28 protein-coding genes, 1 tRNA gene and 2 pseudogenes are annotated in these 26,459 nt (G+C 47.3%); 14 read left to right on the top strand and 17 right to left on the bottom strand.

Features of this window, described 5'->3' with window-relative positions:
* Window positions 1-414: 414 nt before the first annotated feature.
* Window positions 415-660: a DinI-like family protein gene (locus EDF88_RS24255; RefSeq protein ID WP_134187848.1), complete on the bottom strand. Its 246-nt coding sequence runs from the start codon at window positions 658-660 to the stop codon at window positions 415-417.
* 196 nt (window positions 661-856) lie between these two features.
* On the opposite strand from EDF88_RS24255, the pseudogene EDF88_RS24250 reads away from it, so the two are divergent.
* From EDF88_RS24250 to EDF88_RS24770, 3 genes and pseudogenes are all read left to right on the top strand, one after another.
* Window positions 857-1,039 (top strand): annotated as a pseudogene (locus EDF88_RS24250) (isocitrate/isopropylmalate family dehydrogenase); the annotation flags it as partial.
* Between the two features lie 691 nt (window positions 1,040-1,730).
* Window positions 1,731-1,973 (top strand): hypothetical protein, encoded by a 243-nt coding sequence (locus tag EDF88_RS24245; RefSeq protein ID WP_064518086.1) that lies wholly within the window; start codon window positions 1,731-1,733, stop codon window positions 1,971-1,973.
* Between the two features lie 136 nt (window positions 1,974-2,109).
* On the top strand, window positions 2,110-2,286 hold the full coding sequence (locus EDF88_RS24770) for a hypothetical protein (RefSeq protein WP_166672021.1): 177 nt from the start codon (window positions 2,110-2,112) through the stop codon (window positions 2,284-2,286).
* A gap of 78 nt (window positions 2,287-2,364) precedes the next feature.
* On the opposite strand, the gene EDF88_RS24240 is transcribed toward EDF88_RS24770, so the two are convergent.
* Window positions 2,365-3,069, bottom strand: a complete 705-nt coding sequence (locus EDF88_RS24240; RefSeq protein WP_134187843.1) for an oligogalacturonate-specific porin KdgM family protein — start codon at window positions 3,067-3,069, stop codon at window positions 2,365-2,367.
* 295 nt (window positions 3,070-3,364) lie between these two features.
* Window positions 3,365-3,733 (bottom strand): hypothetical protein, encoded by a 369-nt coding sequence (locus tag EDF88_RS25025; protein WP_064518089.1) that lies wholly within the window; start codon window positions 3,731-3,733, stop codon window positions 3,365-3,367.
* A 208-nt stretch (window positions 3,734-3,941) separates the two neighbouring features.
* Here EDF88_RS25025 and EDF88_RS24230 point away from each other — a divergent pair.
* Window positions 3,942-4,017 (top strand) — tRNA-Thr (locus tag EDF88_RS24230).
* Between the two features lie 276 nt (window positions 4,018-4,293).
* Here the strand turns inward: EDF88_RS24230 and EDF88_RS24225 are convergent.
* Window positions 4,294-4,536: a DinI-like family protein gene (locus EDF88_RS24225; RefSeq protein ID WP_064518090.1), complete on the bottom strand. Its 243-nt coding sequence runs from the start codon at window positions 4,534-4,536 to the stop codon at window positions 4,294-4,296.
* A gap of 103 nt (window positions 4,537-4,639) precedes the next feature.
* A complete protein-coding gene (locus EDF88_RS24220) occupies window positions 4,640-6,082 on the bottom strand; it encodes a transporter substrate-binding domain-containing protein (protein WP_134187841.1) in 1,443 nt (480 codons plus the stop codon).
* Window positions 6,083-6,452: 370 nt separating this feature from the next.
* Between EDF88_RS24220 and EDF88_RS24210 the strand changes: the two genes are divergently transcribed.
* The 3 genes from EDF88_RS24210 (at window position 6,453) to EDF88_RS24200 (ending at window position 7,587) form a co-directional block, all read left to right on the top strand.
* Window positions 6,453-6,662 carry a cold-shock protein gene (locus EDF88_RS24210; RefSeq protein ID WP_034456078.1) on the top strand — a complete coding sequence of 70 codons (210 nt, stop codon included), beginning with the start codon at window positions 6,453-6,455 and terminating at the stop codon, window positions 6,660-6,662.
* 279 nt (window positions 6,663-6,941) lie between these two features.
* On the top strand, window positions 6,942-7,103 hold the full coding sequence (locus EDF88_RS24205) for a YqaE/Pmp3 family membrane protein (protein WP_064518094.1): 162 nt from the start codon (window positions 6,942-6,944) through the stop codon (window positions 7,101-7,103).
* Window positions 7,104-7,281: 178 nt separating this feature from the next.
* The gene (locus EDF88_RS24200) at window positions 7,282-7,587 is read left to right on the top strand and encodes a hypothetical protein (RefSeq protein WP_064518096.1); all 306 of its coding nucleotides are present in this window, start codon (window positions 7,282-7,284) and stop codon (window positions 7,585-7,587) included.
* Window positions 7,588-7,644: 57 nt separating this feature from the next.
* On the opposite strand, the gene EDF88_RS24195 is transcribed toward EDF88_RS24200, so the two are convergent.
* The gene (locus tag EDF88_RS24195; protein WP_064518099.1) at window positions 7,645-8,148 is read right to left on the bottom strand and encodes a DUF523 domain-containing protein; all 504 of its coding nucleotides are present in this window, start codon (window positions 8,146-8,148) and stop codon (window positions 7,645-7,647) included.
* Window positions 8,149-8,302: 154 nt separating this feature from the next.
* On the opposite strand from EDF88_RS24195, the gene EDF88_RS24190 reads away from it, so the two are divergent.
* A complete protein-coding gene (locus tag EDF88_RS24190) occupies window positions 8,303-9,010 on the top strand; it encodes a CTP synthase (RefSeq protein WP_064518101.1) in 708 nt (235 codons plus the stop codon).
* On the opposite strand, the gene EDF88_RS24185 is transcribed toward EDF88_RS24190, so the two are convergent.
* A complete protein-coding gene (locus tag EDF88_RS24185) occupies window positions 9,011-10,216 on the bottom strand; it encodes a CynX/NimT family MFS transporter (protein ID WP_134187837.1) in 1,206 nt (401 codons plus the stop codon). It abuts the gene before it with no gap.
* Between the two features lie 97 nt (window positions 10,217-10,313).
* Between EDF88_RS24185 and EDF88_RS24180 the strand changes: the two genes are divergently transcribed.
* Window positions 10,314-11,102, top strand: coding sequence for a helix-turn-helix transcriptional regulator (locus EDF88_RS24180; protein WP_134187835.1), 789 nt, complete (start codon window positions 10,314-10,316; stop codon window positions 11,100-11,102).
* A gap of 5 nt (window positions 11,103-11,107) precedes the next feature.
* Here the strand turns inward: EDF88_RS24180 and EDF88_RS24175 are convergent, their stop codons facing one another.
* The 3 genes from EDF88_RS24175 to yeaG all read right to left on the bottom strand — a co-directional run bounded on the left by EDF88_RS24175 (window position 11,108) and on the right by yeaG (window position 15,090).
* Window positions 11,108-11,554 (bottom strand): DUF441 domain-containing protein, encoded by a 447-nt coding sequence (locus tag EDF88_RS24175; protein WP_064518150.1) that lies wholly within the window; start codon window positions 11,552-11,554, stop codon window positions 11,108-11,110.
* Between the two features lie 248 nt (window positions 11,555-11,802).
* Window positions 11,803-13,086: a YeaH/YhbH family protein gene (locus EDF88_RS24170; protein ID WP_064518108.1), complete on the bottom strand. Its 1,284-nt coding sequence runs from the start codon at window positions 13,084-13,086 to the stop codon at window positions 11,803-11,805.
* Between the two features lie 69 nt (window positions 13,087-13,155).
* Window positions 13,156-15,090 carry a protein kinase YeaG gene (gene yeaG, locus EDF88_RS24165; protein ID WP_064518110.1) on the bottom strand — a complete coding sequence of 645 codons (1,935 nt, stop codon included), beginning with the start codon at window positions 15,088-15,090 and terminating at the stop codon, window positions 13,156-13,158.
* A 426-nt stretch (window positions 15,091-15,516) separates the two neighbouring features.
* Here yeaG and EDF88_RS24160 point away from each other — a divergent pair, with 426 nt between their 5' ends.
* The gene (locus tag EDF88_RS24160) at window positions 15,517-16,266 is read left to right on the top strand and encodes a MipA/OmpV family protein (RefSeq protein ID WP_064518112.1); all 750 of its coding nucleotides are present in this window, start codon (window positions 15,517-15,519) and stop codon (window positions 16,264-16,266) included.
* Window positions 16,267-16,345: 79 nt separating this feature from the next.
* Window positions 16,346-17,197, top strand: a complete 852-nt coding sequence (locus EDF88_RS24155; RefSeq protein ID WP_134187833.1) for an aldo/keto reductase — start codon at window positions 16,346-16,348, stop codon at window positions 17,195-17,197.
* Here EDF88_RS24155 and EDF88_RS24150 read toward each other — a convergent pair.
* Window positions 17,194-18,081 carry a D-hexose-6-phosphate mutarotase gene (locus EDF88_RS24150; RefSeq protein ID WP_064518117.1) on the bottom strand — a complete coding sequence of 296 codons (888 nt, stop codon included), beginning with the start codon at window positions 18,079-18,081 and terminating at the stop codon, window positions 17,194-17,196. The genes EDF88_RS24155 and EDF88_RS24150 overlap by 4 nt on opposite strands.
* A gap of 75 nt (window positions 18,082-18,156) precedes the next feature.
* Window positions 18,157-19,152, bottom strand: coding sequence for a glyceraldehyde-3-phosphate dehydrogenase (gene gapA / locus EDF88_RS24145; RefSeq protein WP_064518118.1), 996 nt, complete (start codon window positions 19,150-19,152; stop codon window positions 18,157-18,159).
* A 346-nt stretch (window positions 19,153-19,498) separates the two neighbouring features.
* On the opposite strand from gapA, the gene msrB reads away from it, so the two are divergent.
* Window positions 19,499-19,912, top strand: coding sequence for a peptide-methionine (R)-S-oxide reductase MsrB (gene msrB, locus EDF88_RS24140; RefSeq protein ID WP_064518120.1), 414 nt, complete (start codon window positions 19,499-19,501; stop codon window positions 19,910-19,912).
* A gap of 42 nt (window positions 19,913-19,954) precedes the next feature.
* Entirely contained in the window at window positions 19,955-20,230 is a 276-nt protein-coding gene (locus tag EDF88_RS24135) for a YeaC family protein (protein WP_122974001.1), read from the top strand.
* A gap of 52 nt (window positions 20,231-20,282) precedes the next feature.
* Here the strand turns inward: EDF88_RS24135 and EDF88_RS24130 are convergent, their stop codons facing one another.
* The 4 genes from EDF88_RS24130 to sppA form a co-directional block, all read right to left on the bottom strand.
* Window positions 20,283-21,554, bottom strand: a complete 1,272-nt coding sequence (locus tag EDF88_RS24130; RefSeq protein ID WP_134187831.1) for a glycoside hydrolase family 18 protein — start codon at window positions 21,552-21,554, stop codon at window positions 20,283-20,285.
* Window positions 21,555-21,756: 202 nt separating this feature from the next.
* Window positions 21,757-22,386 carry a bifunctional nicotinamidase/pyrazinamidase gene (gene pncA / locus EDF88_RS24125; RefSeq protein WP_064518124.1) on the bottom strand — a complete coding sequence of 210 codons (630 nt, stop codon included), beginning with the start codon at window positions 22,384-22,386 and terminating at the stop codon, window positions 21,757-21,759.
* Window positions 22,387-22,395: 9 nt separating this feature from the next.
* Window positions 22,396-23,412, bottom strand: a complete 1,017-nt coding sequence (gene ansA / locus EDF88_RS24120; protein ID WP_064518126.1) for an asparaginase — start codon at window positions 23,410-23,412, stop codon at window positions 22,396-22,398.
* 94 nt (window positions 23,413-23,506) lie between these two features.
* On the bottom strand, window positions 23,507-25,357 hold the full coding sequence (gene sppA, locus EDF88_RS24115; protein WP_064518128.1) for a signal peptide peptidase SppA: 1,851 nt from the start codon (window positions 25,355-25,357) through the stop codon (window positions 23,507-23,509).
* Window positions 25,358-25,975: 618 nt separating this feature from the next.
* On the opposite strand from sppA, the gene EDF88_RS24110 reads away from it, so the two are divergent.
* Window positions 25,976-26,242, top strand: coding sequence for a hypothetical protein (locus tag EDF88_RS24110; protein ID WP_134187829.1), 267 nt, complete (start codon window positions 25,976-25,978; stop codon window positions 26,240-26,242).
* Between the two features lie 138 nt (window positions 26,243-26,380).
* Here EDF88_RS24110 and EDF88_RS24105 read toward each other — a convergent pair.
* Window positions 26,381-26,459 (bottom strand): annotated as a pseudogene (locus EDF88_RS24105) (integrase); the annotation flags it as partial.

The raw sequence follows: 26,459 nt of genomic DNA, 5'->3' as shown, positions 1-26,459 counted from the left end.
GTGTCGAGATGCCACATGACAGCATTTATAACCAGGCACAAGAGGCCGCACAAAAAGCCCTGGAGGAAGCCGCCCGCAAAGCGACTGAGGAAGCATAAACTGATCTGAACCAACCAGAATCCTGAAAAATTTACACAGCGCATAATCCCTTCATCAGTAAAGCCATGAATGGCGGTATCTCACCGCCATTTACGCTTTCCTTGCCTTACAGCTGCCATGATAGCTTTGCCCGAATTTTCGTATTCAGGTAGCGACAGTACAACCCATCTCCCATCCCAAAATCCAAGTAAGCAGCAGCGATCGCCGGTAGTTCCTTTGATGGCAAAGGTTCGCATGTCAGATGAAGGAGTCGGAAGCTTTTCGCCTGGGCGCGGGAAATAAATCCTCACGCCGCCAATGATCATGTTGTCCATGTCAGAAAAACCAGTCGTCAGCGCTTTCCCATGCATCCTGCAACGTTGCTTCCACGAATTTCTTCGCTTCATCTTTATCAGTCGCACGAAGTATTGATAATCCATCGTTGCTGGCTGGTTTGACGATCACATCAACGTCTTCATATCGTTTGCTGACGCGGCGAGTCATTTCTTCCCGCAGCGCTTCCATTGAGCCTTTAGGCATCGCTTTTGCTTTTTCTTTAGCAATACTGATTTCAACACGCATGGCAACATCCTTTTTACTGGTTGGTTATACAGTTATATTTATACTGTATGCATAAACAGTGTCAAGGGCGGGCATCAAAAAAAGTGGTTATCAAAACTCAAAATCATTAGCTAAAAATCAGGCACTTAGGAATAGTACCAAAGCACCCATGTTGGGGCAGTAAATTAGGGATAAGGTATATATATCAATAAGATAATTAAATGCCGTATGTCTACTGCTCCGTCATATGGAATGGTTCGAAGCGGCTGACTTAATTGTTAAAGGTATGGAAGGCGCGATTAACGCCAAAACCGTAACTTACGATTTCGAACGCCTGATGGAAGGCGCTAAGTTGCTGAAATGTTCAGAGTTTGGCGACGCAATGATCGAACATATGTAGTTAGCGATACTGCTGATTTCAAAGCGGGAGCCCGGTGCTCCCGTTTTTTATTATTAGCATTTCAATGGTTATCAACATTTAATCAAAAACCTTTCCAAAAAATTCCTAAAAGACTGTTTTTCTCAAATTTAATCTGCGAACTTTGTTCTCTGGTTTATTCATATCTAACAGTCAGCTCAAAGCAGACTGACAGATTCAATCATGCCCTAAAATCTGGACTGGAAAACAGTTTGTATTACTATCCTTCTAAAACTCTTCTGTCAAACCTGGCAAAATACTTCTGCAAAACGGTAATAAATTAATACAGATTAAACAATTCCATTTTGCATTCGATTATTTAACATCTTAAAAACCATCCAGTGTTTGCCCCCAGCTCATCTCTTGTTATCTTCGTTTTATGCTCTTTATGATTCATAAACGTTACCGTACTACGAGTCACATTAGCGTTAACTTTATAAATTTCATCAGCCAGAGTTTGTGCTTGTATCGGTGTCAAACCCATAGTTTTTTTCGTCTTGTCCCAGTTGGTATACCTGATTATAAGCAGGCGAATTTGCTTTTGCCGTTGCGTCTGGACTGCTTGCATAATTACCGCCCATGAAAGTTGGATCATGCTTAAGCAGTTGCAACCATAAAGTCTATAATTTAGATACGCCAAACTGGCGCGTCTCGCCTATTCAAGGAATAATTTATGAATAAATATGCATTGATACTGCTGGCTGCTTCAACGCTTATCACCGCTATACCTTCGCAAGCAACTGAGCAGTCCAGGCAACGGCAGGGTGCCCGTGATGTAAGGCAGGGCACACGGGAGGCATCGCGTAACGTCAAGCAGGAGTGCCGTCAAGGTGTTGTCGGCAATGCCGACTGTCGACAGGATCACCGCCAGAACAAACAGGAAGGGCGTGATAAAGCCCGCGATATAAAATATTAATCATAGGGATGGGTACGTAAATTTAAAATTGTATTTCTTCTGGCACGACGAGCAAAGCAACTGAAGTGTATTATTTGGGCCCGCCATGATGGTGTGCTAACCCACTTTAGGGATTTAACACGTTAAGGAATTTACAATGAAAAAATATGTATTAATGCTGCTTGCTGCCTCCACCCTGATGACTGCATTACCCGTTCTGGCAACGGAGCAGGCGCAGGAACGCCAGGATGGGCGTCAAGCCAAGCAAGAGTGCCGTGACGGTCTGGTTGGTAATGCCGATTGCCGCCAGGAAAAGCGTGATATCAAGCACTGATAGAGCAAAGGGTAAGAGTCATTCCATGTTCGTGCAGTAAAAATCCCGCCACGTTAGCGGGATTTTTATTATCTGGAATTAAAAGGTGTATTTGATACCCATTCGATAACGAACTTCCATTTCGTCTTTCTCATGGTCTTCGTTGTAACGAGGAACATATCCAATTTCAGTATAGGGCTTCCAGTGCTTGTCAATATTATAGCTGGCGACAACATTATACAGCCAATAATTATGGTCGCCTTCATAATCATCATAGTTAGTAAGACGATATTCCAGATCGCCTATTATTGAGAATTGATCATTTGCGTAACCAAATTCCCAATTGAATTGGTTGTAATTTTTATTTTTAACCGATTGGTTCTCATTAACTTCAATACCCGGACGCCAGCGCAGTGTTGTCAGCCAGTTATCATTTATTTGGTAGTTAGCTTTAATTTGAGCACGGTAAGCAATATAACTGTCGCCTACATCTAGGTTAATGGCTGGTGCTAGCGTAAGTTTTTCATTAATAATAAAGTTTTTACCAAATTCAAATTCGCTGCCACTGCCACTGTACTTTTCAATACCATTTTTGAAGCCTTCACTGTCAGTTTCAGTCTTTTCAGAGACTCTCCCTTCTACGCTCGCAAAATAACCATCTTGGGTAGTGTGACCAATTTTAATCCTGTCTGCATTGGTGCCGCTCTCAGGTTTATATTCGTGACGATAATCAAGTATAACCGCGTTTGAAGAAACAGAGATCAATAGTGTTGCGCAGGCACTAAGTTTAAAGAGACTCTTCATTTAATCTTTCCATGTTGTGAATTAAAAATCAGTCATCGGACTGGTAACGATGCTAATTAATTTTCAGTTTGGAAATAGATAACCTGATCAAATAAATGAAATGGTGTTTCAGTTACTTTGTTTTTTATTAAATAAAATAATTATTGTTTTCCACACGGCAATATTGAAAACGTGTGAATACAGCCTCTATTAATAAACCCAGTATAGAAGCAAGTTATTCAGGAGTTTTAAAGTGTTATTCGTGATTTAGCCGGGGCCAAAGCGGGAAGCATTTTCTCCCGCTTTTCCGGGAACCTTATGTGTCTGGTTTTTCATACCGAGGCAATTGGGTTATCTGATAAGTCTTCGTGCTTTCGATTGTGCAGCGATCTGGATTCGGGTTTCCCGAATAAAACATGAAGTACTGTTGTTTTTCAGGGAAGAAAACCAGGTCATCTCCGTTTTGGAAGCTGGTGACGCGGAAGGGAACATCATTTTTTGTTTTGGATTTTTTCACACCTGAAGCAACCAGAAAGTGATCGTCCCACTTCATGGTAGAAAGGTCATGGTTAAACCGTGATATGACAACATTTTCCCGCATTGAGCACGACAATTGGGTGGCTGTGGCGGCGAAAGCAGAGGATTGAACGAGGCCCAGAAGGCTAATAAAGAGAATGAGTTTCATAAACTAGCTCATTTTGTAATGAATTTGAATGGAAGGGTAACATCTCTCACTAAATAATTTAACCGCAGTAAATTATTGGTTGGATTTTAATCTAAATGGCTATTTTTTATTTATGACTGGTTGATTTAATAGCAATAAGTTGGTTTTTTAAGCGAACGATTCGCAGGGGTTTGCATAGCGGCTCGGCTTTGTATAATATGTTTTCCACGCCGACTTAGCTCAGTAGGTAGAGCAACTGACTTGTAATCAGTAGGTCACCAGTTCGATTCCGGTAGTCGGCACCATACATTAAAAAAACCACCTTTCAGGTGGTTTTTTTTCGTCTGTATTTTACCCAATGAAAAGAAAGGAAGGCTAGCTGTTGGTAGCGCTTCCTTTTGTACTCAATTAGATCCAACCCTGTTGGCTTGCCAGCCACACAAGAATGGCTACCACGATTAATACTATTGTTGTTTTTCTCATAACTGCGAAACCCGTTTAAAACATCTGACGATGAGTGGCGAGGATGATATCAGGAGTTGAAGACGGAAAACCTCACGTTTTTACTGAACCGCCAGGCTTTACTCTTCGCAAACCAGCCAAAAATCTGCTTCGTCAAACATCTCTTCAACCAGACGGTTAATCTTTTCTTTTTCATTTTTGGTGCAGTCGCTGTGAACTGCATTGGTCTGCATCGGTTTTACCCTGACGTCGGCATCGGGGAAAATGGCCTGGACCCGTCGAGTCAGTTCATTAAGAATTTTGTCATTTGCACCGGGAAGGCCCGCTACATTTCGTTTGTCGTAAACCAATTCAACGAACATAAAATGCTCCTTCTAAAGCTGTATTTATATACAGTAATAAATATCGGTATCCAAGGCAAGCCTGTTCCCGAAAAACACAGTGTATGCAGAGGAGTGGTGAGGGTTATTCTGCTTTAACGCCTGTAAGCGGAGTCTCATGTTCACGTGCTTTCATCTGTTCCATGATTAATTGGTAAGCAATGTAATACTTGAAGATATTGCTCACGTATTGCACGGTTTCATTGCCAATTCGTTGCTGGGCAATGCGTTCGACATTATCAAACCAGATGTTGGGATCAAGACCTTTAGCCTCGGCTTCTTTACGTAGCCGGGCAATTTTAGCTGGCCCTGCATTATAGGAAGCAAAGGTGAACAGCAGTTTGTTCATTTCAGTCATCGGCTGGTCTGCAAAATAGCGGTCGCACATAAAGCGGATATATTTCACACCCGCATTGATGTTTGGGTCGATTAACCGTATATCACCGACTTTTAGCTCTTTCCCTGTCGTGGGGAGCACTTGCATCACGCCAATCGCACCGCTTTTACTTCGCACCTTCTGGTCAAGACGGGACTCCTGGTAGCCTTGCGCTGCCATCAAAAGCCAGTCGACATTATATTGCTCACCATATTTGCGGAAAATTTCTGTCACCTGATAAAACTTATCCAGCTCTTCTTGGGAACGCGCATCTTTCACCCATTTCGTATTGCGCAGGTACTTATAAACCTGCTGGTTGCCGAATGAGGTACCGATTTTATGCGTGGTCATAAATTTATCGAGTTGCGCGCGCAGGAGCGGGGAATCCTTGCGCATTGCCAGGGCAATAGATCCATCATCACGCAGGGTAATGTTTTCGTAGACCACCAAATTGGGGTAAATCTGTTTCCACAGCAATGCCAGGTATCTATCGACGACGGTGTAATCCGCAAGGTTAGCATTCACCATCTCAAGAATATCTTCTGGTTCAAAATTACCAGGGGCTTTAGTGACGACTGCCGGAGGAAGTTTCTTCTCTGCTAAGCTTTTATTCAGTGCATCAATACTGGAGATGTAGCTAGTCGAAGGATTCACAAACAGAGATTTACCTGACAGGGATTCAACATTCTTTAATTTAGGCGCTTTACTACTGGCAATAACGACTTCACGGACGTTTTGTGCCAATGGAGCGCTGAAGTCGACGAGTTTTTCGCGCTCTTCGGTAATCGTCAAATTAGCCGCAATTATATCGCCACGCCCGGCCACAAGTTGGGGGATAAGTTGATCGCGAGCGGTCGGGATAAACAGAAGATGTGTTTTCTTAGAGGGTTTTAAGCCCTTATTAATTTGTTTATCAAACTCTTGCATCAGTTCAACCATGATGCCGCGTTGTGTCCCGCTGTTATCAATAAAGTAGAAAGTTTTGCTGTAAGGAATCAAAACGCGCACGACGCGCCTTTTTTGCATCACATCAAAGTCGCCCATAACCGTATTAACTTTGGTGTCGAATTTCAAAGGGGAGGCTTCGGTGGCTGCGTGCGTCATCGGTATAAACGTAAGTACTAAGAGTAGTACCAACAACAAGCGGGCCATTGTTACACCATCTATTCATTCCAGCCGGGTACTGTTTAACTATAGCTGGTGCTAAATCGTTCTGGTTAAAAACTGTGCGCTATATTGTTGCAGTAAAGTAGAGGGAAAGAAGGCTAGCCGTTCAGATGAGAAAATTATTATTTGAAAATAATTCTTGCTTCCAATGAGCGTCTATGAGTAAATGCGTCATCGGTTTGGAAGACAGACCTTATGAAAGCAGTTTTAGTAAAGCAGTCCTCAGTTCAAGCGCTATCAAGTCATCAGATACCCTTCTTCGTGAGTCTCCTCCTAAGTGCCTAAATAAGAAACGTTCTGCAATACAGACCACGTTCGCCATATTAAATGGCTATAAAATATCGAGGAAGTATCTATGTCTAAAATGACTGGTTTAGTAAAATGGTTCAACCCAGAAAAAGGTTTCGGCTTCATCACTCCTGACAACGGTAGCAAAGATGTGTTCGTTCACTTCTCTGCCATTCAGAGCAATGATTTCAAAACTCTGGACGAAGGTCAGAAAGTTGAGTTCTCTGTTGAGAACGGCGCTAAAGGTCCTTCAGCAACTAACGTTGTTGCTCTGTAAGACTGCTAACGCATACTAAGACTGACGCATGCGAAGACGGTGAATAACCCGAGCCGTTAAGTCAAAGTGAATAAACCCGCCATGTGCGGGTTTTTTGTTGTCTGAATTTCCTGAATCCCGCCTTTTATCCTTATTATCAATGCCATACATCTTCTGTGGCTAATCAATTATTTACATTAAATAACGCTGTGCCCTCAGTTGGTTTACACCCGGTAGACTATGCTTCCAGTGAAATAGACTTATTTCAGCATCGCATGAATTAATAACTGGAGTTTTTTTATGGGCTTTTGGCGTATTGTTTTTACGATTATTTTACCACCGCTTGGTGTCTTGCTGGGTAAAGGGTTCGGTTGGGCATTTCTTTTGAATATTGTACTGACGCTACTGGGTTATATACCTGGCCTGATTCATGCCTTCTGGGTGCAAAGTCGCGATAAATAAAATAAAACACGCAGGCAAGTTTTTACGTGCGTTACGCAAGCTATAAAGTTGCGTAACGTGCGAGCGGCAACACCTTTTGCCGCGTTCCTCGTATTACTGCTCATCACCCCCCTGTTTACATTTTCACCTAAGAATGTTCTGATATAGCCAATTATTTAATGAGCTACAGAGTCACTTTATGTTTCAGTTAAAACCGGGAATGCTGGCAATAATCATCGGTTCCCGTACTGCCGCCGGGCGTGTCAATGTGGGTAAATCAGTCGAGCTTTTTGGGCTGTGTGAGCCGGGTGAAAGCTTTGTTAACCCGGTAACCGGTGTGGTGACACAACTCCCACATGATGCGAATTATCCACTGTGGCTGGTCACTGGCAATGTCGTGGCATTTGATGGCCGCGAAGGTTATACCTTTGTTCGCGGCGAGTATCTTATGCCACTGGATAAGACATTATTGCCTGAGGTTGATGAAGCGCAGGTGGTTTATTAAAGAGTATGAGGGCAGAGCAGGTGAGCTATTCGCAACCCTTGCCTTCATTCACGACTATCAGCTATTAGCCTTATCTAGCTCGTCGACTCTGGCAATCAGTTCGACGAGTTCAGTTTCCGCATAAACTTCGATACCGTGCTGTCGCAACAATGCGGCTGCAACGCCCATCCCTGGCTGCGTTACCCCTTGAAAAGAGCCGTCATAAATTTTCTGACTGCCACAGGTAGGGCTGCCATCCGTCATTAAAGCTAGCTGGCACCCGGAATCTTGTGCGGTTTTTAAGGCTAGCCATGCGGCTAATAAATAGTGCTGACTGACGTCCGATCCATCACTTTCCAGAATGGTTGCCATGCCTTTTAGTGCTTCCTGACCGCCACCGCCGACCAACTCTGCCGGGAGTCGTGGCGTTGCAAGACCTGCGGCTAATTCCGGGCAATGAACGACCAGACGCTGCTCTTGCTGCCAGCGTGCTAACACCTCTGCAATCAGCGGTTTATCTTGACCGTTATAGCGAATTTTAAAGCCCATCAGGCAGGCACTGACCAGTATTTTTGTTTTCATTACATCACGCAGAAGTGAGAGACAAAGCACGTTACTACAGTATGTTGTATTTACGCCACCCTGCTAATTTTGGGCGTTGCAGGGCAAAAGGTAATGGCATACTCTATCATTCCTTATGCAGCAGGAATTACTAAACATAAGGATAATCAATTAAATGCCTCCATTGCCTTTGAAACAAACCCTTCGCGTTGCGCTGGTGGGTGATTATAACCCGTCGGTCATTGCACATCAGGCTATTCCTCTTGCTTTAGATAATGCTGCTGAATATGTTGGCGTAACTGTTGACTATGATTGGTTGCCGACACCAGAAGTCACAAGTCCGGAAGATCTGGTGGGGTATGACGCCATCTGGTGTGTTCCGGCCAGTCCTTATCAGAATGAAGAGGGGGCTTTTTTGGCAATTCGTTTTGCCCGAGAGCACCAGGTTCCATTCCTGGGAACCTGCGGTGGGTTTCAGCACGCAATTATCGAGTACGCACGGAACGTAATGGGCTGGGAAGATGCTGGTCATGCGGAAACTGAAAGCCAGGGCCGACTGGTTATTGCGCCACTCATCTGCGCGCTGGTGGAGAAATCCGACGTTATAGAACTCGAAGCCAACTCAATAATTGCTAAAGCGTATGGCAGGGGGAGAATTGAGGAAGGCTACCATTGTAATTATGGGATAGCCGAAAATTTTGCCGAACAGCTGATCCAGTCTCAACTACACGCCACCGGGTGGGATGGACAAGGTGATATTCGTGTCGTTGAGTTAAGCGGCCATCCCTTCTTCGTCGCAACGCTTTTCCAGCATGAGCGTAACGCCCTGAAGGATAAACCTGCGCCGCTGGTTGAAGCGTTGCTCATTGCGGCGCGGCGTTAATCAGGAAGAGTGATGAGAACGCGCTGGGCTGATCTCCGCATCACGCCCGGCGAAACCACCAAATACCGCCATCACGCATGCAAGGACTGCGCATCCCAATAAAGGAAGACTCCACTGACCAGAAAGGTCGTGTACTTTCCCCATGACTGGCGGCCCGAATGCAGCCAATAAATAACCTACGCATTGTGCCATGCCAGACAGCGCCGCCGCCTGGTGTGCACTATTAGCTCGCAGGCCGATAAACGTCAGGCCGAGGATCATCGTCGCACCTGTGCCAAATCCAAATAACACCACCCAGAGGCTGGCAAGAGCTGGCATAAACAGTAGCCCGATGGCGCTGGCTGCACACAGCAAAGCCATTAGGATCGCGATCCCTCGTTGATCTTTCAGGCGGCTTAGCATCAAACCAATCAGCAGACCAGGTGCAGCGGTCGCCAGTTGCATCAGCCCATGGAGTGAACCGGCCTGCGCTTCGCTATAACCGTAGCTGATAAGTATCGAAGGCAACCAGCCAATCACGACATAATAAATTAGCGAGTTAATACCTAAGAAGAGCGTGACCTGCCATGCCAGTGCGGATGTCCATATCCCACGGCTATGGAGAGCGTTACTTGAACTCAACGCAGCTTTAGTGTGGTTCGATAGCTGCGGTAGCCAGATAAACAAAGCGACTATTGGGAAAATCATCAGCGCCATTAGTGCACCGGGCCAGCCGTAACCTTGTTGTGCGATCGGGACCACCATCATTGAGCCTATCGCCGCCGCAACGCCCATGGTCAGCGAATACGCTCCGGTGAGGCGTGCGACCTGGCCTGGAAAATCACGTTTAATCAGGCCGGGTAATAGCACATTCCCCATGGCAATACCGCAACCGATAATAGCTGTGCCGACATACAATAATGCGGTATTTCCCGCAGAACGCAGTGCGATACCTGCACAGATAATCAGCATGGCAGCAAACAGGCTGCGTTCGATACCAAAGCGGCGAGCGATACCCGCAGCAAGCGGAGAAACGATGGCAAATGCCAGCAACGGCAGCGTGGTGAGGATGCCCGTTTGCGCCGTAGTCAGCCCAAAAGTATCGCGAATCATATCCAGCAACGGTGCAGCGCCGGTAAACGTAACGCGAAGTGTTGTGGCAATCATTAAAATGCCGAGCAGCAACAAGCTGTGTTTTTTCACGTTTGTGGAAGAAATTGACGTCATAAAAATATCCCTTAATACGGAGCGCTCAAGATACACGCTTTAGGAATGGATGAAATCAACGTAAAATGCCAGTTTATCCCTAAATTCGGACAAGGTTATGGAGCGCGGTTTAGCCCTCGAAGGATTCGACCCTGATAGCAATTGCCAACCTGCGCAGGCATTTCGCATCCTGGTATCAGAAAGTGAGAACGAAATTGCCTTCCATCAGCATAGAAAAGGGCAGCTAATTCTGGCTTTGCACGGTGGGATTACTTGTGAAGTTGAGCAGGCGCTGTGGATGGTGCCAACTCAGCATGCGGTCTGGATCCCCGGGGAAATGCCTCACAGTAACCGGGCCACGGCTAATGCACGTTTGTGTTTTTTGTTTATTGAACCGGGGGCGGTAGAGATGCCCGCTCAGTGCTGCACCCTGAGAATTTCACCGTTGGTCCGCGAGCTTATCCTGCATCTGACTGAACAACATGAAGGTGATTTATCGCAGCCCACAACTCAAAGACTGGTGCAGGTTCTGTTTGATGAGTTGCCGCGCCAGGCGGTAGAGCCGCTGCATTTACCGATGTCTGGGCATCCGAAGATTCGCTTTATCGCTGACCAACTGGTGCAGCATCCGCAGCAACGACAGACTCTGCAACAGTGGGCTTCACAATTGGCGATGAGTGAACGCAATCTGGCCCGCCTGGTGGTAAAAGAGACAGGGCTTAGTTTTCGGCGCTGGCGGCAACAGCTGCAATTAATCATCGCGCTGAGGTTATTAATTAGTGGTTCGTCTGTTCAACAGGTGGCGAGCGAACTCGGATATGACTCAACCAACGCCTTTATCACCATGTTTAAGAAAGCCCTTGGCAACACGCCAGGGCGTTATCTTGCATCCCTGGAACCACAGTAGTGCTGTTACTGTTTCCCGATGACCAATGAAACCAGTCCGGCAGCGATAAGCGGCCCTACAGGTACACCGCGGAATAGAGCCACGCCAAGAACAGTGCCTACTAAAAGGCCCGCCACTAAACTCGGCTGGCTACTCATGAGCGTAACGCCACGTCCGCCAAGCCATGAAACAAATACCCCCACAGCGATAGCAACCAGCGATTTCCAGTTGGTGAAAGAGTGCAGAAGAGTACTGGCGGGCAGAGTGCCGCTGGCAATCGGGGCCATTACACCGATAGTCAGAATAATTATCCCCACAGTCAGACCCTGTTTTTCAATCCACGGGAAGAAATGACTTAAAGGTGTGACGCGGACAATAATCAGTACCAAAATTGATACGGCAACGGTGGTGTTATGGCTGACAAACCCAAGCCCAGCGAGAGCCAGCAGGATTAATAGCGTGGAGTCGAAAATCATCTTTGTTCCTTGCGAAATATAATAAGAGAAAACTATTTTTATTGTTATTAACCACTTTACGTGCAAGAGGGTTATGGCGTCAGCCTTTTTAAGTTATTCCCCGTTTTTTTGTGCAAATGCATGATGTTTATTGATATTGCAGATTTTTCGCAGGTTATGTCTTTACTGAGGAATATAAAAATCAAATGACTTTATTTGAGGGATATAAAGAAAATCAGCCAGTATAAGACTGGCTGATTTTGGGGTTAGTTGTAACTTTTACTCGCCTGCTTTTGGAAAAGTTCACGGAATACAGGGTAGATATCATCCTGGTCGCGAATATGCTGCATCGCGAAGTTATCAAACGTAGATTGTAAATCCTCATATTCGCGCCACAGGGTTTGGTGGGCGCGGCGCGTAATTTCGATATAGCTGTAATAACGCACCATTGGCAGTAATTTCTTCGCTAGTAATTCATGACACAACGGCGAATCATCTGCCCAGTTATCGCCATCAGAAGCTTGTGCAGCGTAGATGTTCCACAACGCCGGATCGTAGCGCTCCTTCATGACTTCATCCATCAGTTTCAGGGCGCTTGAGACAATCGTGCCGCCCGTTTCCTGCGAGTAAAAGAACTCGTGCTCATCGACTTCTTTGGCCTGGGTGTGGTGGCGGATATAGACCACTTCCACGTTTTTATAGGTTCGGCTCAAGAACAGATAGAGCAAAATATAAAAGCGTTTTGCCATATCTTTGGTGGCCTGATCCATCGAACCAGAAACGTCCATCAAACAGAACATTACCGCCTGGCTTGAAGGCTCAGGGCGCTTTTCGTAGTTTTTGTAGCGTAAATCGAAGGTATCGATAAACGGTACACGGGCTATTTTCTCGCGCAGTTCGGCAATCTCTTTGCGCAAGCGTTCTTCTTCAAGCAACTGGGCTGGTTCGCTGTTGCTTACCGTTTCAAGACTGTCTTCAAGTTCGTGTAACTGACGGCGTTTACCGGCAGTCATTGCAGTGCGTCGCGCCAGCGAGTTTTGCAATGAGCGGACAACACTGATATTCGCCGGTACACCATTCGAGGTGTAACCCGCACGGTGTGATTTAAACTCGGTTATCTGGCGATGCTGATTCTTCTTCAGATTCGGCAATGCCAGGTCTTCAAACAATAAGTCGAGATATTCATCTTTTGAGATTTGAAAGACAAACTCATCCTGGCCTTCACCATCCTGACTTGCCTGGCCCTGGCCACCACCTGAACCACCGCCACCACCTTGCGGGCGCTCGATACGGTCGTTCTGTACAAAGTGATCGTTACCCGGGTGAACACGATGACGCAGCCCACCACGCCCCTGATGAAACATCGGTTCGCTGATATCTTCACTTGGGATAGAGACGGATTCGCCGCTGTCCACGTCGGTTACCGAACGCTTGTTGATGGCCTCGGAAATCGACTGTTTAATCTGTGCTTTATAACGGCGCAAAAAACGCTGGCGATTTACCGCGCTTTTATTTTTTCCGTTCAGTCGCCTGTCAATAAAATAGGCCATATTTCCCCCAAACTTCTTTGCCAACTGCGCAGGGGTGCCACGGTTGTGGCACCCATTTTGACTTAGACGTTATGAAGATTTGCGCACCCGCAGATACCATTCGCACAGCAGACGGACTTGTTTGCGGGTATAGCCTTTCTCCATCATACGATCGACAAAGTCATCGTGTTTCTTCTGCTCGTCGGTCGAGGTTTTGGCATTGAACGAGATAACGGGTAGCAGCTCTTCGGTATTCGAGAACATTTTCTTCTCGATAACCGTGCGCAACTTCTCGTAGCTGGTCCAGTTAGGGTTACGACCATTATTGTTGGCACGGGCACGCAAGACGAAGTTAACGATCTCATTACGGAAATCTTTCGGGTTGCTGATGCCAGCCGGTTTTTCAATTTTTTCCAGTTCCGCGTTCAGGGATTCACGGTCAAACAACTGACCGGTATCCGGGTCGCGGTACTCCTGATCCTGAATCCAGAAGTCAGCGTAGGTTACATAACGGTCGAAAATGTTTTGCCCGTACTCTGAGTAAGATTCGAGGTACGCCGTCTGAATCTCTTTACCGATAAATTCAGCGTATTTAGGGATCAGATAGCCTTTCAAGTGCTCAAGATATTTCTCTGCAATATCCTGCGGGAACTGCTCGCGCTCTATCTGCTGCTCCAGTACGTAGAACAGGTGTACCGGGTTAGCAGCTACTTCCACGTGGTCAAAGTTGAACACACGGGAGAGGATTTTGAACGCAAAACGTGTCGACAACCCGTTCATGCCCTCATCTACACCAGCGTAATCACGATACTCCTGGTAGGATTTCGCTTTCGGGTCAGTATCTTTCAGGCTTTCACCGTCATATACCCGCATTTTGGAGTAAATGCTGGAGTTTTCCGGATCTTTCAATCGCGACAGAATCGAAAAGCGTGACAGCGTTTCCAGCGTACCAGGGGCGCACGGTGCGTGCAGCAACTCGCTGTGGGTCAACAGTTTTTCGTAGATCTTGATCTCTTCAGAAATTCGCAGGCAGTAAGGCACTTTGACAATGTAAACACGGTCAAGGAACGCCTCATTGTTTTTGTTATTACGGAAAGTCACCCACTCAGATTCGTTGGAGTGAGCCAGAATAATGCCGTTAAACGGCAGGGCGGAAATGCCTTCGGTCCCGTTATAGTTCCCTTCCTGGGTTGCGGTCAGCAACGGGTGGAGCACTTTGATTGGGGCTTTGAACATCTCAACGAATTCCATGATGCCCTGGTTTGCACGGCACAGAGCACCGGAATAGCCATAAGCATCTGGATCGTTCTGCGCGTGGTTTTCCAGTTTACGAATATCAACTTTACCGACCAGCGCCGAGATATCCTGGTTGTTCTCATCACCAGGTTCAGTTTTGGCAATCGCGATTTGCGCCAGAATCGACGGCCAGACTTTTACCACGCGGAATTTGGTGATATCGCCACCAAACTCATGCAGCCGTTTTGCCGCCCACGGCGACATAATCGTGCCGAGATAGCGGGTAGGGACGCCGTACTCTTTTTCCAGAATAGAGGCATCTTCTTGTGGGTTGAACAGACACAGCGGATGGTCATTTACCGGACTGCGTTCACCGTTGGCACTCAATGTGTAAATCGGCACACGTTGCATCAATGCTTTCAGGCGTTCAGCAAGTGAGGATTTACCGCCACCGACCGGCCCCAGCAAATAAAGGATCTGTTTCTTCTCTTCCAGACCCTGGGCTGCGTGTTTGAGATAGGCAACAATCTGCTCGATGGCTTCTTCCATGCCATAGAACTCTTCAAACGCCGGATAACGGGAGATCACCCGGTTCGAAAAGAGACGGGATAGCCGTGGCTCAGTGGCAGTATCCACCATCACTGGCTCACCAATGGCCATCAATAGCCTTTCTGCCGCGTTAGCATAGGCACTGCGATCTTGCTTACATACAGCAAGAAACTCCTGCAGTGTGAACTCTTCGTCCTTGGCAGCTTCATAACGCTGGCGATAGTGATCGAATATATTCATGGCATGCCGTCCTTTCGTTTTTAGCACAGGTTAGAGAGCCGAAGGTAATAGTAATGGGGGCTCCCGGAAGACGTCTCCTGAATCTTGAGCAACCCTTATGCCAACTTGATTAGTGGCAGTTTTATTGCTGCGTTCAGCGTATTTCATCTTCCTAAAATAAAGCGTAGATGGCATTTGCAAAACTTGCATACGGCCACAAGCCAATTTCAATGACATATCAATAACTCATCCATTTATTTCTCCTTTTGTTGTTAAGGGAAGCTACGGCGTTCATATGTCGTACATAAAAGTGAAAAGAAGGTGAAACCTGTATGCGAGATGTTGATAAGTTGATTTTAGGTTTAGTTTGAGTAAAAAATTTGGGGTGAAGAGCTTGGGAGGTTACACTCTTACCGCTGATTATTTGATTAAAGGACTTAATGGATTGTGAGCAAATTCAAAATTCTGACATTAGGGGCGTTGCTTGCCTCATCTTTTTCTGCTGTGCATGCCGCTGACGGCCCATGGTCTTTAGGTGCTGCCGCACTGGTCACCCCGAATCCTTATAAAGGTGATCAGGACCGTGTTTATCCGGTTCCACTGGTCGGCTATGAAGGGGACAGTTTCTATCTGCGTGGTCTAAACGCGGGTTACTACCTCTGGAATGACAAGACCGACAAACTTTCCATCACCGCTTACTATTCACCACTATTTTTCCGTGCGAAAGACAGTGATTCAAAAAGTATGCGTCAGTTGGACAACCGCCACGCGACGCTGATGGCTGGGCTTTCCTATGTGCATTACACCGATTATGGTTTCCTGCGTACCGTGCTTGCAGGTGATACCCTGGACAACAGTAATGGCGTCACATGGGATACCGCGTGGTTGTATCGCTACAACAGCGATAGGTTGACTCTGACTCCAGGAATCGGTGTGCAGTGGAGCAGCGATAACCAGAACGATTACTACTATGGTGTCAGCAAGAAAGAGTCCAGCCGCAGTGGCCTGAGTTCTTACGAAGCTGAAAGCAGTTGGTCACCGTATGTTGAGCTGTCGGTGAATTACAAACTGACAGACAGCTGGAATGTATTCGGTATGGGTCGCTATGTTCGTCTGGCAGACGAAGTAACTGACAGCCCAATGATCGATAAGCAGTGGACTGGGGTATTGCTGACAGGCGTGACTTACAGTTTCTGATGGTGCAAATCATGCACTTAAACGGGGCGCTTGCGCCCCGTTTTCATTATGGTGGTGCAATCATTTAAGGAGAGTTGTCATGGCGAATCAAATTTCTTTCTCTGCATCAAAATCTTTATCTGGTATCGGGCAAGGTACCTGGTATATAGGTGAAAACCCCTCGCAACGTGCGGATGAAGTGCGTGCGCTCCAAACGGGCCTTGATCTCGGCTTAACGCTTATCGATACCGCTGAAATGTATGCTGATGGTGGCGCGGAAAAGGTGGTGGGTGAAGCTATTAGCGGCAGGCGAAATGAGGTTTTCCTCGTTTCAAAGGTGTATCCGTGGAACGCCGCAGGGCAGCAGGCTATTGCCGCATGCGAGGCGAGCCTGAAAAGGCTAAAAACAGATTATCTCGACCTCTATTTACTGCACTGGCGTGGTGATATTCCCCTGCAAGATACGGTCAGTGCTATGCAGCAACTGATTGAGCAAGGCAAAATTCGCCGTTGGGGTGTTTCGAATCTCGACTATTCAGATATGCAGGAGTTATGGAGTATGGCTGGTGGGCGCGGTTGTGCTACCAACCAGGTGCTTTACCACCTTGCATCTCGTGGGATTGAACATGATTTACTGCCATGGTGCCAGCAACAGCAGATGCCTGTTATGGCTTATTGCCCGTTAGCCCAGGCAGGGCGTTTGCGCAGTGGGTTGATGAACCATCCGGCACTCAATGAGTTGGCTAAGCGTAAAGGTGTGAGCGTCGCGCAACTATTACTGGCATGGGTTATTCATCACGATGGTGTGATGGCCATTCCGAAAGCGGGGAGTGTGGCGCATGTGAAAGAAAATGCGGCGGCACGTGAAGTTGTCTTGAGTCAGGAAGAAATAGCACTGATGGAAAAGGCGTTCCCGGCACCGGGCCGCAAAACGCCTTTAGATATGGTTTAAGCTTTTTTCGCTACACGGATAGTTGTCGCTAAACGAGCTGGTTTATCAGCCGTCGCTTTCTGTGTTGCGCTTGCACATGCGGTTTCAACACACACGAAAGTCTTGTAACCATCATCTGGCATATCAGCCATAGAAGTAGACAATGCCGGGCCTGGGTTCCAGCCAACCACATTGATGTGGTGGTGGTGAACAACGTCAATGGTGCGGTTCAGGCTTGCATCATGAATAACGCTGCACTCTTCTGGGTCCAGATAAACACGGTCTGTGCGGTCCGGGAAGGTCTGCACACCGTCGGTCAACTGGCCTTCAGAAGCGTTAAGCACTTTATCAATATACTTGATACCCAGCCCACTCACTTTCACATCAGCAATATCGCCAACGTTGAAATAAGTATGCAGAGCGGAGTTAACTTCGAACTCGCCGTGTGCTTCCAGTTCCATTTCACATGTTTTACCCAGCTTGTAACGTGCGTACAGGGTAAAGTCATGTGGCCAGTACTTGCGAGTCGCATCGCTGCTTTGCAATTCGAAGGTCAGGGCAACGCCACTTTCATCTTCGTTATGCGCAGTCAGTGTCCACGGCAGGTTGCGAGCAAAACCGTGTGCTGGCAGGTCTGCTTGCGCACCTGGGCCAAACCATGGCCAGCAGATTGGCACGCCGCCACGAATAGCCGTGCCGTGCTTGAACGGTGTGTTGCCGCTGAGCCAAAGCACTTCTTCTTCACCAGCTGGTTTCCATGACAACAGGTGTGCGCCTTGCAAAGTCACAGCACCACGAGCTTGTGGATGTTCAACCACGATAACTTCCAGCTCATCAATCTGACGGCGGGAAATAGAAGGAGTGATTTGTTCAACTACTGGAAGGGCAAAAATTTTGTTAATCATTGACTCACCTATCAATCGAAGGCAAAAAAAAGGCGACCGCATGGGTCGCCTTCAGGACTAATAGCTCATCTCAACTTATTTGGAGATGTGAGCGATCAGGTCCAGTACTTTGTTTGAGTAGCCAGTTTCGTTGTCGTACCAGGAAACCAGTTTCACAAAGTGGTCGTTCAGTGCGATACCAGCTTTAGCATCGAACACAGAAGTACAGATTTCGCCGTTGAAATCAGTAGATACAACGTCGTCTTCGGTGTAACCCAGAACGCCTTTCATTGGGCCTTCAGAAGCCGCTTTGATTGCTTTCTTGATTTCTTCGTAAGACGCAGCTTTTTCCAGACGAACGGTCAGGTCAACTACAGACACGTTTGGAGTTGGAACGCGGAACGCCATACCAGTGATTTTACCGTTCAGCTCTGGCAGTACAACGCCTACAGCTTTAGCAGCACCGGTAGAAGAAGGGATGATGTTCTGAGCTGCACCGCGGCCGCCGCGCCAGTCTTTGTGAGACGGGCCATCAACAGTTTTCTGAGTAGCGGTAGTTGCGTGAACTGTGGTCATCAGGCCTTCAACGATACCGAAGTTGTCGTTGATAACTTTAGCCAGTGGTGCCAGGCAGTTAGTGGTGCAAGATGCGTTAGAAACGATATCCTGGCCAGCATATTTCTCGAAGTTAGCACCTTTAACGAACATAGGAGTGCTGTCTTTAGAAGGACCAGTCAGAACAACCTTTTTAGCGCCAGCAGTGATGTGCTTACGAGCAGTTTCGTCAGTCAGGAACAGACCAGTTGCTTCAGCAACAACGTCTACGTTGACTTCGTTCCACTTCAGGTTAGCCGGATCACGTTCTGCGGTAACACGGATAGTTTTGCCGTTAACAACCAGGTGGCCGTCTTTGACTTCTACAGTGCCGTTGAAACGACCGTGAGTTGAGTCGTACTTCAGCATGTAAGCCATGTATTCAGCGTCTAACAGGTCGTTGATTGCAACGATCTCGATGTCAGAACGTTCCTGAGCAGCACGGAAAACAATACGGCCGATACGGCCAAAACCGTTGATACCTACTTTGATAGTCATATATTCCACCAGCTATTTGTTAGTGAATAAAAGGTTGCCTGTAAAATTACAAAAACCTTACTCAGCGTCAAGCGGAATCGTGTCAATCATTGCGACAAATCAATCCTATGGACATCATTTGAACGACTGAACCGCCTCGCGCTTCCCTTTTGGCTCTTTATCCAAATGGGGACGATGCGAGGAATTTTAAAGGACCATTCCAACAAAAATGTGACGGCGATCACAATTGACGCTGCGCCAGAAATTCAGGGCTAAGTTTAGAACAAAAAACAGCACGGCGTTGTTAATTTTTTGTTAGAATCATGCTGTTATCAGTTACAGTTCCCACTGCACGAGATGCACGCATATGGCTAACCAATTACCTCCTGATTTATCGAAAAAAAACCTTTCTGAGATGCAGTTTTATGTCACCCAGAAACATGGCACTGAGCCACCGTTTTCCGGGCGTCTGCTGCATAACAAACGGGAAGGGGTGTATCACTGCCTGGTCTGCGACGCACCGTTGTTTATGTCAGAGTCTAAGTATGACTCAGGCTGCGGCTGGCCTAGCTTCTATGAACCTGTAAGCGACAGTGCTATTCATTACATCAAGGACTTCACCCACGGTATGGAGCGAATTGAAATCCGTTGCGGCAATTGTGAAGCCCACTTAGGCCATGTTTTCCCGGATGGTCCGCAGCCAACAGGTGAGCGTTACTGCGTGAATTCAGCTTCATTAAACTTCACCGACGACCAAAACGGTGAGCAAATCGAAGGTTGAAAAATCGATTCAGCAAATTATTCCACAGGAACTTGCCACATGATGAACCTGGACGAGATGTTAGAAGCAATGACACCGGAAGTTTATCAACGTCTGGTGACCGCCGTTGAGCTGGGAAAATGGCCAGACGGTGTGGCACTGACGCCCGATCAAAAAGAGAACAGTTTGCAGTTAGTGATGATGTGGCAGACGCGCCATAACACTGACCCGCAGCATATGACTATCGGCACTGATGGCAATATCGTGATGAAGAGTAAGCAGCAGCTTAAAGCTGAGTTCGGCATTGAGCCTGCGCCGATTATGACCGTGAAGCTGTAACGGTGAGCTTAAAGGGTGGATGGCGCAATGCCACCCACCCTGGTTTTTAAAATTAATGCTCTGTTTTAATACCCAAATCTTTGGCTAACTCTTTTGCCAACTGATTATTGTCATCTGCGCCATACTCCCAGAACATCGCGCCACCTAATCCTTTAGCTTTGATGTACTCCGCTTTGGCAGCCACTGAACGTGGGTTCTCATACGAGATAGCAAACAGATCTTTGCCCTCAGCAGATTTCATTGTCAGATAAGGCACCTGCGCGTCGTTATCCCAGTGCTCGGTAAAACGTTTTTGCGGATCGTTGAGCATTTTGCTCACAATATCGTTGTATTTCAGATAAGTGTCTTTCGACAGATCCAACCCAAACGATGTAAACACAGTTTTTTCCGGTGCGCCAAAGTAGGGTTGGGTGACCGGGTTTTTAGCTGCATCTGGTTTATCCCAGTCAATGCCTGGCTCCACTGCGCGCTTAGGTACGCGGCCATAGAAACCAATACCCAGATTTAGCTGCGCCGGTTTCATGCCCGCAGCAATGTAGTTACTCACCACATAATCAGCGCTGTACTTATCCGCTTTCGCAACTGTTGGCCAGGCTTTCGAGTCATAAAGATTCGAGTTGAAATACTGAGTGCCGTACGCCATGTCGTAGGCCATCAGATTGATGTAATCAAGCGCTGGCGCAATGGCTTTCATATCGACCCATTCGGTCGGGCCTTTCACGTTTGCAGCCACTGCAATGGTCAGTAATTTTTGTTTGCCCAGCGCAGTACGTAACTCATTGAGCAACGAAGTGAAGTTAGCGCGATCTTCCGGCATGCTGGCTACCAGGCCCCACGCACCGTTGACCGGATATTCCCAGTCCAGATCGATACCATCCAGCCCGTATTTGGCAATAACGTCTTGTGCCGAACGGATAAACACTGCACGATTTTCAGATGTTGCAGCAACGCCTGAAAAACCACGTGCTCCCCAGCCGCCAACCGACAGTAAAACCTTCAACTGCGGATTTTGTTTCCGCAGTGCAGGGATCTTTTCAAGATCTGAGATGACTTTTGGCGAGAGCCAAATTTGATGCAGTTTTGATGCGTCTTTCAGTGCACCGTTGGTTTCGTCTTTCTCATCGTTGTAAATCAGGCCAAATGAGTAATTGAGGTGGGTTATCTGGCGCACATCAAGTTTATTGATATCGCCACCAGGCCCGGCAGTAACATCACCGCCACCATTGAAATAACCGACGGAGAGGTAAGAGCTTGCTTGAGCCACACCGGCACAAGCGATTTGTATTACTGCCAGCAAGGGCAGCAGTTTACGTGTGAAGACCATAGGGTAGTTCCTCTTTGACGAGCAAGATCGATTAAAAGCCTGACGCAACCCAGCGGGGCGACAGGTAAAAAACACAGCTAACATGCTGCATTAATAAACAAATTCATTATGAGAGCGCTCTCAGAAATGAGCGAGCTATAAAAGTTCAGAATGAGAGCGGAATCGAGAAAGGGAAAAGGGCGCGATTGCACCCTGGAGGAAACTAGTAAGTAAAATCAGCAAACGTCATTAAAGTGGCACCTGCCGCAGACACGGTCTGGAATGCCTTCAGGCTGTCCTGAGGATGAAGGTTCACGCCCCGGCAACCATCTGTAATCACTATCACGTCGTAACCCAGTGTTAGAGCGTCAAGTACCGTGAACTTCACGCAATAATCGGTTGCCAGTCCCATCACAACGAGCTGTTTGATCTCATTGCGAAATAGCCAGCTGTCGAGCTCCGTTTTCTGGCGATGCCCGTTATCGAAAAAGCCACTGTAGCTATCGATTTGAGTGTTTTCGCCTTTGCGAAAAATAGCGTCGATCTCCTGAGTGTTCAGCAAAGGGTGGAGTTGCGCACCTTCGCTGTGTTGTACGCAGTGATCAGGCCACCAGGTTTGTCTCAATCCGTCGAGTTTTCCCTGGGTGTAAGGCTCGGTTTTTTGGACGCTGGCAAAGCTTCCGTGATTAGCTGGATGCCAGTCTTGTGTGGCAACAATTGCATCTCCACGCGTTTTGCAAAAGCTAATCAGCGCATTCGCCACATCAACGATACTATCGCCGTCAGGGACAGCAAGGGCACCACCGGCACAAAAATCATTTTGTATATCAACCATCAACAAAGCACGTTTCATGGTGTCTCCTTACTCGTCTGGGGTGAGTTCACCACGCAAGTTACGCGTCATGGCCTCGCGAATGGCCTGCACATCCAGATTCTGGCTGAGCAAATAATGAAGCTTAGTCAACGTCGCTTCTACAGTCATATCATAGCCGCTAACTACACCTGCCTGAGCCAGTGCGTTACCCGTTGCGTAGCCACCCATATTGACTTTACCGGACATACATTGCGTCAAATTTACAACGATAATGCCGCGTGAACAGGCTTCTTGTAACTCTTTGAGGAACGCGCCGTGCTGCGGAGCATTACCCACACCGTAAGAACGTAGGATCAACGCTTTTACCGGCTGGCGTAAAAAGTTGCCGACAACGTCTGCTGAAATCCCTGGATAAATCGTCACCACACCAATCGGTTGTGGGGTAATCGGGTGAACAATTAACTCGCCTTCGCTGTGTGGCGCGGCGGGTGTATTCAGACGTCGAATATGGATACCCGCTTCAAGCAACGGAGCAAGATTTGGTGAGGCAAAGGCATCAAAACCGTCGGCATGGGCTTTGGTGGTGCGGTTGCCGCGATACAGACGGTTATTGAAGAACAGCGTGACTTCGTTAATTGGGAAATTGGCAGCGATGTACAAAGAGTTAAGCAGGTTAATCTGCCCATCAGAACGAAGCTCAGCCAGGGGAATCTGCGAACCAGTAACAATCACCGGCTTGCTGAGGTTTTCCAGCATGAAAGAGAGCGCCGAGGCGGTAAACGCCATGGTGTCGGTGCCATGCAGAATCACAAAGCCGTCGTATTTGTCGTAATTGGCTTTAATGTCATCAGCAATATGCTGCCAGTCCTCAGGCGTCATATCAGAGGAGTCCATCAGCGGCTGATATTCGTGAATCGTGAAATCAGGCATTTCCTGGCGATGGAATTCTGGCATCAAAGCCAACTGGCGTTGTAAGTGGCCGGAAACAGGAATGTAACCGTGCTCTGAACGCTGCATACCGATAGTACCGCCGGTATAGGCAACGTAGATTGATTTTTTTTGCATGAGTGAGCTCAGGGCTGGCTTTTACGTTATGGGGCGCAGTATAAGGCGGTGGGTCAAAAAAAACAGCCCGGTAAATACCGGGCTGGATTAAAGATTATCGCACATCACCGCAGGTCAAGCAGAAGGCGTATCGGTTTTGCGGATCATTCATCGTGCCAAACTTATCGTTTTGCGCTTTTACCGCCAAGGCCGCATCCGCTAACGGTGCTGGTAAATATGCCTGCAACGCTTGTGGCAACATGGCGCGTACCGAGCCGCTCACGCTGTTGAAGACCATATCAAGCACGCTTGGCTCATCCTGCCAGAAAACCAGGTGCCAGCTTTTAAGTTTCGCAAGCTCAGCGGCTTTCGCTACGGCATCATCGAAATCACCCAGGCTGTCTACCAGGCCGTTTGCTTTTGCATCCTGACCGGTCCAGACATGTCCCTGAGCGATGGCATCGATTTGCTCCGGTGTTTTCTTGCGGGAGTCTGCAACCAGGTTCACAAAGCGCTTATAACCGTTCTCGATGGTCAACTGCATCATCTGTTGAACTTCCGGTGGCAGAGATTTGGTCACTGCAACATCGGCTAATGGTGAAGTCGCCACTCCATCAGTATGAACGCCAATCGAATCGAGGCTGTTTTCAACGGTATTGATGACGCCAAAGATACCAATTGATCCGGTTAACGTATTCGGGCTTGCCACAATGTAATTGGCTGGAGTTGAAATCCAGTAACCGCCGGAAGCCGCCATACCGCCCATTGAAACCACAATTGGCTTACCCGCCGCGCGTGCCGCTTCCAGCTCATCACGAATCACTTCTGATGCGGAGACGCTGCCGCCCGGGCTATTTACGCGCAGAACAATTGATTTCACTTTCGGGTCAAGGCGCGCCTCGCGAATTTGCATTGCTGTGGTGTCACCACCAACCTGGCCTGGCGTTTCCTCTCCATCCATGATCGCGCCATTGGCGATAATCACTGCGATAGCATCACCTTTATCAGACGGTTTTTTTACCACGTAGTCATACATGCTGGTGTAGCTGAAATCTTTGTTTTCTTTGTTCCAGCCAAATTGTTTCACCATGGCCTTATCAACCGCGGCGCTGCTGGCAAGTTCATCAACCAGTTTGTTATCCAGGGCATATTTCGCGGTATCGCCCCCCAGTTTTTGCAGGTTATCAAGCAGACCCTGTGCACCCGGGAACACTTGCTGTGCTGTAATCTGGCGGTTAGCTGCAATAGTGGTGAGGTAGTTTTGCCACAGCTCGCCAATCCAGCGGCTATCTGCTTCACGCGCAGCAGGTGACATATCATCCCGAATAAACGGCTCAACGGCGGATTTATAAGTCCCGACGCGGAAGATATGCGTGGAGACTTTCAGTTTATCGAGCAGCGTTTTGTAATAGAGGGAGTTAGTGGCAAAGCCGTGAAGATCCACCACGCCCTGCGGAGAGAGCCAAATTTTATTGGCAAAACTTGCCAGGTAATATTGCCCCTGGTTGTAGCTGTCGCCCACGGCATAAACCGGTTTACCACTGTCGCGGAATTCACGCAGTGCTTTACCGATATATTGCATAGATGGCTGGTCGCCACCGGCAAACTCTTTTAAATCCAGCACAATGCCGGTGATATTGCGGTCATCTTTTGCCTGTCGAATAGTATCGACCACATCAAACAACGAGTTTTCCTGCAGACGATCTGAGCTTGCGCCAAGCAACTGGCGGCCAATCACGCCCAGTTTATTGCTGACTGAAGGCTTATCGACCACCACGCCGGTGATATCAAGCAATAACGCACCGCGTGCAGGTTCTGCTGGCGCGCTGTTAATCTGCATCCAGATCCCTACGCCAACCAGCACCAGCAACACTAAAAATAGGTTGAGAATAAATTCTCGAATAAAGTTAAGTAGACGCCAGGTCCACTTAAAAAAACCGGCAATAAATCGCCCAATGGTGCGCATGTACTCTCCGAATTACTCAGTTTTAGCTGAGGTATAGCTAAAGTGATTGCTATCCTAAATACCCCCAGGGCAAAAGTCAGCAGGAAATCTTTACTGCGCTGTAACAAAATTTACTGCTGTGTTAGTTTTGCCGCTTAAATGTCGTTTTACCCATAAGCTGACATAAGGTACCCATAACCTGACATAAAATGGAAAGTTAGGTCGCTATAATCTAAATTTGTAGTAAAGCAACAACATGTTGGGGGTACTATGTACCGTCGGCACCTGAAGCACTCACGGGTCAAAAAACTCTTCAAATTTGCCAGTATAAAGATGAACACTGTTTTCACAGTCGAATCATCGCTGGAGTTTGATACCTGTTTTCATCTTGAATTCTCCCCACTGGTCCAGACTTTTGAAGCACAGCCTGAAGGTTTCTATTACTAAACTGAGGGACAGAAATTCCCCTACACCCCTGATTTTCGTGTCACTGACTTTAAGAATAGGCCATATTTTTTAGAGGTTAAACCTGCCGAGTTTGTTGTAGAACCCGATTTTCTCCAGCGATTTCCCGCTAAGCAGCAAGCCGCCTTTGAGCTTGATTGTCCGCTTAAGCTTGTCACAGAAAAACAAATTCGCATGAGTCCCGCACTTGGCAATCTGAAGCTGTTATATCGCTATTCAGGGTTCCAGACTATTACTCCTTTACATATGCAACTTATTGAACTGCTTGCGAAAACAGGAAAAGTATCGTTATCCAAATTATGTTATTTAACAGGAGCATCAAAAGGGGAGGTTATTGCATCTACGCTATACTTAATCGCAAGAGAATTGGTTAAAAGCAATCTTACTGAACAGGTGTTTGGCATGACGACTTCTGTATGGGTAAATAGCGAGGTGGAATGAACCATCTCTCCTGTTGACACTTTGTTTGAGGATGAATTCGCTCAACCTCTACTGAGCCTTGTGCGTGAAGTTTATCGCGAAAGTAATGGCTCAGCAGGAATTTCAGACAGTTACTGTGGAGATGTAAGCATACCCATTTTAGTTCCACGCACTTTTTGAGATTTCCGGTTTCTCAGCCATCAGCCGGTACTCTTCCGGTGTCAGGTTATTCAGGGAT

Source organism: Buttiauxella sp. BIGb0552, from assembly GCF_004366275.1.
Classification (GTDB): domain Bacteria; phylum Pseudomonadota; class Gammaproteobacteria; order Enterobacterales; family Enterobacteriaceae; genus Buttiauxella; species Buttiauxella gaviniae.
Note: the sequence above shows the minus strand (reverse complement) of the source record. Positions and strands in the feature narration are given on the sequence as shown.

What these genes read in the sequence shown, in the direction of transcription:
- EDF88_RS24255 (WP_134187848.1), bottom strand. Translation starts at nt 660, where the DNA reads ATGCGTGTTGAAATCAGTATTGCTAAAGAAAAAGCAAAAGCGATGCCT.
- EDF88_RS24245 (WP_064518086.1), top strand. Translation starts at nt 1,731, where the DNA reads ATGAATAAATATGCATTGATACTGCTGGCTGCTTCAACGCTTATCACC.
- EDF88_RS24770 (WP_166672021.1), top strand. Translation starts at nt 2,110, where the DNA reads ATGAAAAAATATGTATTAATGCTGCTTGCTGCCTCCACCCTGATGACT.
- EDF88_RS24240 (WP_134187843.1), bottom strand. Translation starts at nt 3,069, where the DNA reads ATGAAGAGTCTCTTTAAACTTAGTGCCTGCGCAACACTATTGATCTCT.
- EDF88_RS25025 (WP_064518089.1), bottom strand. Translation starts at nt 3,733, where the DNA reads ATGAAACTCATTCTCTTTATTAGCCTTCTGGGCCTCGTTCAATCCTCT.
- EDF88_RS24225 (WP_064518090.1), bottom strand. Translation starts at nt 4,536, where the DNA reads ATGTTCGTTGAATTGGTTTACGACAAACGAAATGTAGCGGGCCTTCCC.
- EDF88_RS24220 (WP_134187841.1), bottom strand. Translation starts at nt 6,082, where the DNA reads ATGGCCCGCTTGTTGTTGGTACTACTCTTAGTACTTACGTTTATACCG.
- EDF88_RS24210 (WP_034456078.1), top strand. Translation starts at nt 6,453, where the DNA reads ATGTCTAAAATGACTGGTTTAGTAAAATGGTTCAACCCAGAAAAAGGT.
- EDF88_RS24205 (WP_064518094.1), top strand. Translation starts at nt 6,942, where the DNA reads ATGGGCTTTTGGCGTATTGTTTTTACGATTATTTTACCACCGCTTGGT.
- EDF88_RS24200 (WP_064518096.1), top strand. Translation starts at nt 7,282, where the DNA reads ATGTTTCAGTTAAAACCGGGAATGCTGGCAATAATCATCGGTTCCCGT.
- EDF88_RS24195 (WP_064518099.1), bottom strand. Translation starts at nt 8,148, where the DNA reads ATGAAAACAAAAATACTGGTCAGTGCCTGCCTGATGGGCTTTAAAATT.
- EDF88_RS24190 (WP_064518101.1), top strand. Translation starts at nt 8,303, where the DNA reads ATGCCTCCATTGCCTTTGAAACAAACCCTTCGCGTTGCGCTGGTGGGT.
- EDF88_RS24185 (WP_134187837.1), bottom strand. Translation starts at nt 10,216, where the DNA reads ATGACGTCAATTTCTTCCACAAACGTGAAAAAACACAGCTTGTTGCTG.
- EDF88_RS24180 (WP_134187835.1), top strand. Translation starts at nt 10,314, where the DNA reads ATGGAGCGCGGTTTAGCCCTCGAAGGATTCGACCCTGATAGCAATTGC.
- EDF88_RS24170 (WP_064518108.1), bottom strand. Translation starts at nt 13,086, where the DNA reads ATGGCCTATTTTATTGACAGGCGACTGAACGGAAAAAATAAAAGCGCG.
- yeaG (WP_064518110.1), bottom strand. Translation starts at nt 15,090, where the DNA reads ATGAATATATTCGATCACTATCGCCAGCGTTATGAAGCTGCCAAGGAC.
- EDF88_RS24155 (WP_134187833.1), top strand. Translation starts at nt 16,346, where the DNA reads ATGGCGAATCAAATTTCTTTCTCTGCATCAAAATCTTTATCTGGTATC.
- EDF88_RS24150 (WP_064518117.1), bottom strand. Translation starts at nt 18,081, where the DNA reads ATGATTAACAAAATTTTTGCCCTTCCAGTAGTTGAACAAATCACTCCT.
- gapA (WP_064518118.1), bottom strand. Translation starts at nt 19,152, where the DNA reads ATGACTATCAAAGTAGGTATCAACGGTTTTGGCCGTATCGGCCGTATT.
- msrB (WP_064518120.1), top strand. Translation starts at nt 19,499, where the DNA reads ATGGCTAACCAATTACCTCCTGATTTATCGAAAAAAAACCTTTCTGAG.
- EDF88_RS24135 (WP_122974001.1), top strand. Translation starts at nt 19,955, where the DNA reads ATGAACCTGGACGAGATGTTAGAAGCAATGACACCGGAAGTTTATCAA.
- EDF88_RS24130 (WP_134187831.1), bottom strand. Translation starts at nt 21,554, where the DNA reads ATGGTCTTCACACGTAAACTGCTGCCCTTGCTGGCAGTAATACAAATC.
- pncA (WP_064518124.1), bottom strand. Translation starts at nt 22,386, where the DNA reads ATGAAACGTGCTTTGTTGATGGTTGATATACAAAATGATTTTTGTGCC.
- ansA (WP_064518126.1), bottom strand. Translation starts at nt 23,412, where the DNA reads ATGCAAAAAAAATCAATCTACGTTGCCTATACCGGCGGTACTATCGGT.
- sppA (WP_064518128.1), bottom strand. Translation starts at nt 25,357, where the DNA reads ATGCGCACCATTGGGCGATTTATTGCCGGTTTTTTTAAGTGGACCTGG.
- EDF88_RS24110 (WP_134187829.1), top strand. Translation starts at nt 25,976, where the DNA reads ATGAGTCCCGCACTTGGCAATCTGAAGCTGTTATATCGCTATTCAGGG.